Annotated in this window: 4 protein-coding genes and 1 pseudogene; all 5 read left to right on the forward strand. The window is 37.0% G+C overall.

The window, feature by feature from the left end; all coding sequences use genetic code 11:
- Nucleotides 1-96 precede the first annotated feature (96 nt).
- Nucleotides 97-285, forward strand: a pseudogene (locus tag V7K42_RS05975) (IS630 family transposase); the annotation flags it as partial.
- Between the two features lie 218 nt (nucleotides 286-503).
- Nucleotides 504-1,730, forward strand: a complete 1,227-nt coding sequence (locus V7K42_RS05980; protein WP_334914433.1) for a glycosyltransferase family 4 protein — start codon at nucleotides 504-506, stop codon at nucleotides 1,728-1,730.
- 40 nt (nucleotides 1,731-1,770) lie between these two features.
- Nucleotides 1,771-3,984, forward strand: a complete 2,214-nt coding sequence (locus tag V7K42_RS05985) for an NAD-dependent epimerase/dehydratase family protein (RefSeq protein WP_334914435.1) — start codon at nucleotides 1,771-1,773, stop codon at nucleotides 3,982-3,984.
- Nucleotides 3,981-5,087, forward strand: a complete 1,107-nt coding sequence (locus tag V7K42_RS05990) for an acyltransferase family protein (protein ID WP_334914437.1) — start codon at nucleotides 3,981-3,983, stop codon at nucleotides 5,085-5,087. The genes V7K42_RS05985 and V7K42_RS05990 overlap by 4 nt, the downstream gene beginning before the upstream one ends.
- Before the next feature lie 50 nt (nucleotides 5,088-5,137).
- Nucleotides 5,138-6,472: a glycosyltransferase gene (locus V7K42_RS05995; protein WP_334914439.1), complete on the forward strand. Its 1,335-nt coding sequence runs from the start codon at nucleotides 5,138-5,140 to the stop codon at nucleotides 6,470-6,472.
- Nucleotides 6,473-6,536 lie beyond the last annotated feature (64 nt).

Below are 6,536 nucleotides of genomic sequence, written 5' to 3' on the forward strand. Positions count from 1 at the left end.
TGAGCCTTGGAAAATAAATCAAGCCAGAAATACTGATTTTTCGTTGGGTCTTAATCTTGGTCGTGATCAAGAGTACTTTAGATGCGTTTGCCCTGCCCTAATTGCCCATCACAAAATCCAATTGAGGATATTTGGTTACAAGCTAAAACTTGGGTACGGCGTTTCTGTGCTTTGATTCCTTCGTTCTCTCATCTCAAATGGATGTTTGAGTGGTTTCTCCGACACACTACCTTTGATTTTGCGACTCTTCAAATGTACGGAGCTTTTTCAGAAATCAAATACTAGTCCTATACTACATATTAATCAATCTGATATTGGTGGAGGAGCCGCGATCGCAGGCTACCGACTTCATCAAGCGCCATTTGATTGCCTATTTTGTCGTTGACCTGTTCATTTGTTCGACTCCTCTTCATAATCTGCCTCTAGCGTTGCAAGAAAGCATAGCCTGTGAAACTCCAACGATCTCCTTCAAAATAGGTGGTATTCCGATTGGTGCCTTGATAATGAAAATTTTACAAATTAGTTTAAGCGATTATCTTAATGCTGGTGGTGGCTCAATAGCAATGCATCGTCTCTACACTGCTTTGAAAAAGCAAGGTGTGGATGGAAGAATCATTGCAGCACTCAAAACTCTTGAATCTCAGGAATCAGAACTCATTGCAGGAACATCGAAGTTTGAATCATTGCTATGCAAAGTAACGTCAAATCTTGGCTTGAATGATATCCATAAAATTAGCTCGTTTAACCTTAAAAAAGATCCATTTTATTTATGGGCTGATGTAATTAACTTCCATGTTATACATAGTGGTTTCTTTAACTACTTAGCAATTCCTGCCCTTACTGAAAGTAAACCAGCAGTTTTCACACTGCATGATATGTGGGCATTTACAGGTCATTGTATTTACAGTTATGACTGTACCCGATGGAAGATTGGTTGTGGAAAATGTCCCTATCCAGAAAGCTATCCATCTATCCAGATGGACAATACTGGATTGGAATGGAAGTTAAAAAAATGGACTTACAGCCACTCAAATTTAACTATTGTCACTCCCAGTCGATGGCTTACCAATTTAGCCCAGCAGAGTATACTAAATTGTTTTCCTATTCACCATATTCCTTACGGAATTGATACAGAAGCATATAAACCTCTTGATCCCGAAAAGTGTCGTTCTGTTCTGGGAATATCAACTAATAAAAAGGTACTCATGTTTGGAGCCCAATCGGTTAGCGATCGCAGAAAAGGCAGCGATCTATTACTTCAGTCTTTATCTAAGCTACCTGCCTCTCTTAAAAGTGAGACAGTCGTGTTAATTTTAGGTAACAATGGTGATGTAATAGCGAAAGAAGCAGGAATAGATAGTTTATATTTAGGCTACGTCACTAGCGATCGTTTAAAATCAATGGCTTATTCTGCTGCTGATTTGTTTATTTTTCCTACACGAGCTGATAATCTCCCTCTAGTTTTACAAGAAAGTATGGCTTGTGGTACACCGATGATATCTTTCAATGTTGGTGGAATTCCAGATATAGTACGACCTGATATTACCGGTTATCTCGCTGAACCTGAAAAAACTGACAGCTTTTCCGAAGGAATTATTAATTTATTAGAAGATAATACTTTGAGGAGTGAAATGAAGAAAAATTGTCGAGAAATAGCTATTAAAGAATATGCATTAGATATCCAAGCTAGAAAGTATATTGATATTTATCAATCTCTAATTAGCGCATAAAACTTTAAGTTGACAAATTGCAGCTTTCACATTAAATCTTATGATAAATCCACAAACTTACTTAAATAACCTCAATTTAAAAATATTAGGTGGCGGAGCTGTTGTAACAGAGTACTACTTACCAGCCCTTGACCTTTTGGGTTTAATCTCTAACACTATTGTTACAGACGCTTCTACAAAAACTCTAAGTAAGCTTAAACAACTTTCTCCCAATATTCAATGTGAAGAAGTAGACTTCCGCAATTACCTAAATAATATCTCTAGGCAGGGAGAATTTGATGCAGTAGTTATTGCCTTACCAAACCAATTCCATGTCGCAGCTGTTGAACTAGCTTTGATGAAAGGTTTTCACGTTCTCTGCGAGAAACCATTAGCAATGGATGCAGCAAGTTGTTTGAAGTTACATGAACTTGCAGAGAAAGCTGGAAAAGTTTTGGCAGTTGGAATGGTGAGACGACTACTTCCTTCAGTGACAGCCTTGAGGAATGCTTTAAAAAATCAACTCATTGGTTCACTTCAAAGTATTGAAATTGAATGTGGTGGGGCTTATGGATGGCTATCTGAGAGTGGTGCTTTTTTCCGAAAAGAGAATGGCGGTGTCCTCGCTGATATGGGAGTTCATTATCTAGATTTAATTGAAGATTTAGTTGGTTCCCTACAACCAATCAGTTACTATGATGATTGCTTTGGTGGAGTAGAAGCTAATTGTGAATTTCAACTGCTGGCTCAGGATCGTATTCCTGTCAAACTAATACTTTCTCGTACCCACGATTTGAAAAATACAGCTATTTTCAAAGGAGAATTAGGAGAACTCAGTCTAGAACTTAATACCTTTGATACATGCTTTTGGCGCTCCTCTCAATCTGATAAACTTGCAGGCAAATTATATCCCCATAAATCCTTTGAATCTGGTGATTGGTTGCCAACATTTAATTCTTGCTTTGCAGAACAATTTGTAGAATTTGCCTCAGCAATACACGAGCAAAAAACACCAAGAGTGACAGCAAAACAAGCTGCTAATACTATAAAAATGATTGAGTGGGCTTATGCTCAACGTAATTTCTTGGTTTCTTCAGCATATTCTCAACAAGCAATTTCTCTTCCACTATCAAAAGTAGTCGTTACGGGTGGTACAGGTTTTATTGGAGAACATTTAATTGCTAGATTAGTAAACTTAGGATTTTCCGATATAGTTGTTCCTGTTCGCAACTATAAAACTTGTGCTGGTGCAGCTAGATTCCCCATTCAAATGCCGGGAATTGATTTATTAGATTACGAGCAAGTAAAAGCCAGTGTTGCTGGTGCAAAATATGTATTTCATCTTGCCTATGGACGTGATGGAGGTAATGCTGCACAGGTGACGATTGAAGGTACAAAAAATATAGTTAATGCAGCAATCGAATCTGGAGTGGAGTGTTTAATTATTCTCAGCACTATGTATGTTTTTGGACATCCTGAGACTAATCAATTAGTTGATGAATCCAGTCCTTATCAGCCTGCTGGCGGTGAGTATGGCATTAGTAAAGCAAAAATGGAACGTTGGTGTCTTGCACGAGCTAAGTCTAGCCCTAATACTAGGATTGTCGTTCTTAACCCATCTTGTGTTTATGGGCCTAGTGGGAAAACCTATACTAAATTACCTATAGATTTGGCTCGCACAGGTAATTTTTGTTGGATTGAAGAAGGAAAGGGAATTGCTAACTACACTTATGTAGAAAACTTGATTGATGCAATTCTTTTAGCAGCAAATTGTGAAACTGCACATGGTGAAAGATTCATTATCAATGATGGTTTTTGTTCTTGGCGTGAATTCATTACACCACTGATTGGGAAATTTGCTCATAACTTGCCTTCATACAGCCGTAGTCAGTTAATTAACAAATCCGATCAAACTCCAGCAGGAATGAAAGATTTAGTTCGCCATTTAATCCAAGATTTAGAACTAATTGATATTATCAACAGGATGCCTATACTTGGTAGTATTAAGCGACAAGCATTCAAATTAGTGCCGAAGGTGCATAATAATTTATTACAAGAGCAAGCTCAAATTACTTCACCTATAATGCTTGTAAATTCACCATCTTTTCAACATCCACCAGTTTGGCTAGCAGATTTATTTTCTTCAACTATCACTCGGTTTTCATCGGAAAAAGCATCTCAAATTTTGGGCTGGAAACCTTTAGTTACTTTAAGCGATGGACATGAAAAAACAGTATCTTTTTTAAAAAGTATAGGCTATACGGAACTGCTATGATTTTTTCTTCAGTTCAATCTAATTTAGGGCTTGCTTTTAACCATAAAAAAAATAGCTTAGGCTTTTTACGTTTCTTATTTGCTGTTTTAGTTGTTCTACAACATAGCTACATCCTTGGTAATTTTGGCAATGAGCCTTTATTATCTCTAAGTAAAGGACAGCTAAGTTCCGGTTCATTAGCTTTACATGCTTTCTTTATCATTAGTGGATTTTTGATAACTCGTAGTTATATTTCAAATCCCAATATTTGGCGTTATTCATGGCATCGGATCTTACGTATCTTTCCTGGTTTTTGGGTCTGCTTATTGGTTACTTCTTTTGTTATAGCTCCTATTGCATATATAAATGTACATGGAAATACAAGTGGTTATTTCTTAAGATCAGATAGTCCATTTAGTTATGTTTTTAGTAATTTATTTTTATCAATTAAACAACCAGATATAGCTGGGCTGATGGCATCCCATCCAGAAAAATCATTGAATGGTTCTCTATGGACTTTAGAATGGGAATTTTTTCTTTATATCGCTATAGCTATTTTAGGTTCTTTATCCATACTCACAAAGTCCCGATGGATTGTTTTAGCTATCTTCCTAGTACTATTATTAACTTACTTGTTAGACTCATGCCACTGTCGAATAATTTTATTATATTGGACTAGTAACAGAGTACCACCATTGTTAGTCTTGTTCTTTTCGGGTGCAGTTTTCTGGCTTTACAGGGAAAAGGTTTATTGGAATTCGATAATTTTCATTAGTTTAGTGTTAGTTACTTCAGTGGCGATATATGTTAATTTATATGCCTGGGTAGAGCCATTAACTTTACCATACATTATTTTATGGCTATCTCTCAATCTGCCCTTGAGCAATTTTGATAAACATAGTGATTATTCTTATGGGATTTATATTTACTCATTTCCTATTCAGCAACTTCTTGTTCAATTTAATTTAGATGAGTTTGGTGTTGGTTTTTATTTTATACTTTCATTATTACTGACAATGCCATTAGCTATTCTTAGCTGGCATTTTTTTGAAAAGCCTGCTTTGCAGTTCAAAAATAAAAATATTAATTCTATTAATTGCTTTGTAAGCAAAGTAAAAAAATAACTTTTTATTGACAATAATAATTTAACAAACAATTGGCTGTTAGGGTTTAAATGAAAGTCATCCAAACTCTCGGATACTATTTTCCGGAATCTTCTGGAGGTACAGAGGTTTATGTCGATGGATTAGTAAGTCAATTAAACTCCCAAGGTGTAAAAAGTATTGTTGCTGCTCCTCAAAAGGGAACTCAGGAAATAATCTATGAACATAATGATATCAGCATTTATCGTTATCCTGTTTTTCCCGATCTCACCCTTGAGCAAATTCGTGATGTTACACCACATGGTGGGTTTGAATATTTTGCTCAGTGGCTCCAGCAACAAAAAGCTGACATCTACCATCAACACTCTTGGGTAACTGGTTGCAGCATACACCACATGCGACAGGCGAAACAGCTAGGGATGCCAACAGTATTAACCGTCCATGTCCCTGGATATATCTGTTTGCGTGGCACAATGCTATTGAATGGGCAACAAGTCTGTGACGGACGCATTGAGTCGGTACGGTGTGGTAATTGCTGGGCTATGGCACGAGGGATACCAGCAAGCCTAGCACCTCTATTGTCTAGAATTCCCCTACCCTTAAGTGCGATCGCCTCTTCCTCATTATCTAATAACCGTCTAGCTACTGCTCTAGCTACACCAACTTTAGTTGCCACACATCAAAATCGTTTACTGGAGATGGTAGGTTTGGCCGATCGCATAGTAGCTGTCTGTCAATGGCTCTATGATGCATTGCTGCTGAATGGTGTAGCTAAAGAAAAACTCGTTTTGTGCAGACAGGGAGTAGATTCAACTAACATCAAAGTTAAACCAAGTTTACAGAATAAGTTAAATATAAAGAAACCTTTGAAAATTGGTTTTTTAGGACGTTGGGATAGGATCAAGGGTATTCATATTTTAGTAGAAGCAGTCTGTCGCTTGCCATCTGACTTGCAAGTAGAATTAGTTATTCATGGGTTGGTGCAAGGAGAAGAAGCAAAAGCTTATCAACAAGAGGTTTTCGCTCAAGCTGCTGGCGATCGCCGCATTCAGTTTGCCAATCCTGTTACCCGTGATTTAATTGCTGAAACCCTCGCAAGTTTTGATGTATTAGCAGTTCCTTCCCAATGGTTAGAAACAGGCCCTTTAGTAGTTTTGGAGGCTTATGCAGTGAAAACTCCTATACTAGGTTCTAATATTGGGGGTATTTCTGAATTAGTCAGGCATAATATTGATGGTTTGTTAGTTCCCTATCAAGATGTAAAAGCATGGACAGAAGCAATTTCAATACTTGCCCAAAATAGAAATTTGCTATGTAGTTTACAGCAAGGGATTAAATCAGTCAGAACAATGGCAGAAGTTGGATTAGACATGAGTTCATTTTATCAAGATTTACTGAGGAAATGAATTTATATCAAGACTTATATTAATTGGTTAGGTTATATTTATGGTGAGGGTTTCAGTTGTCATT

The sequence above is a fragment of the Nostoc sp. genome, from assembly GCF_036917455.1.
Classification (GTDB): Bacteria; Cyanobacteriota; Cyanobacteriia; order Cyanobacteriales; family Nostocaceae; genus Nostoc.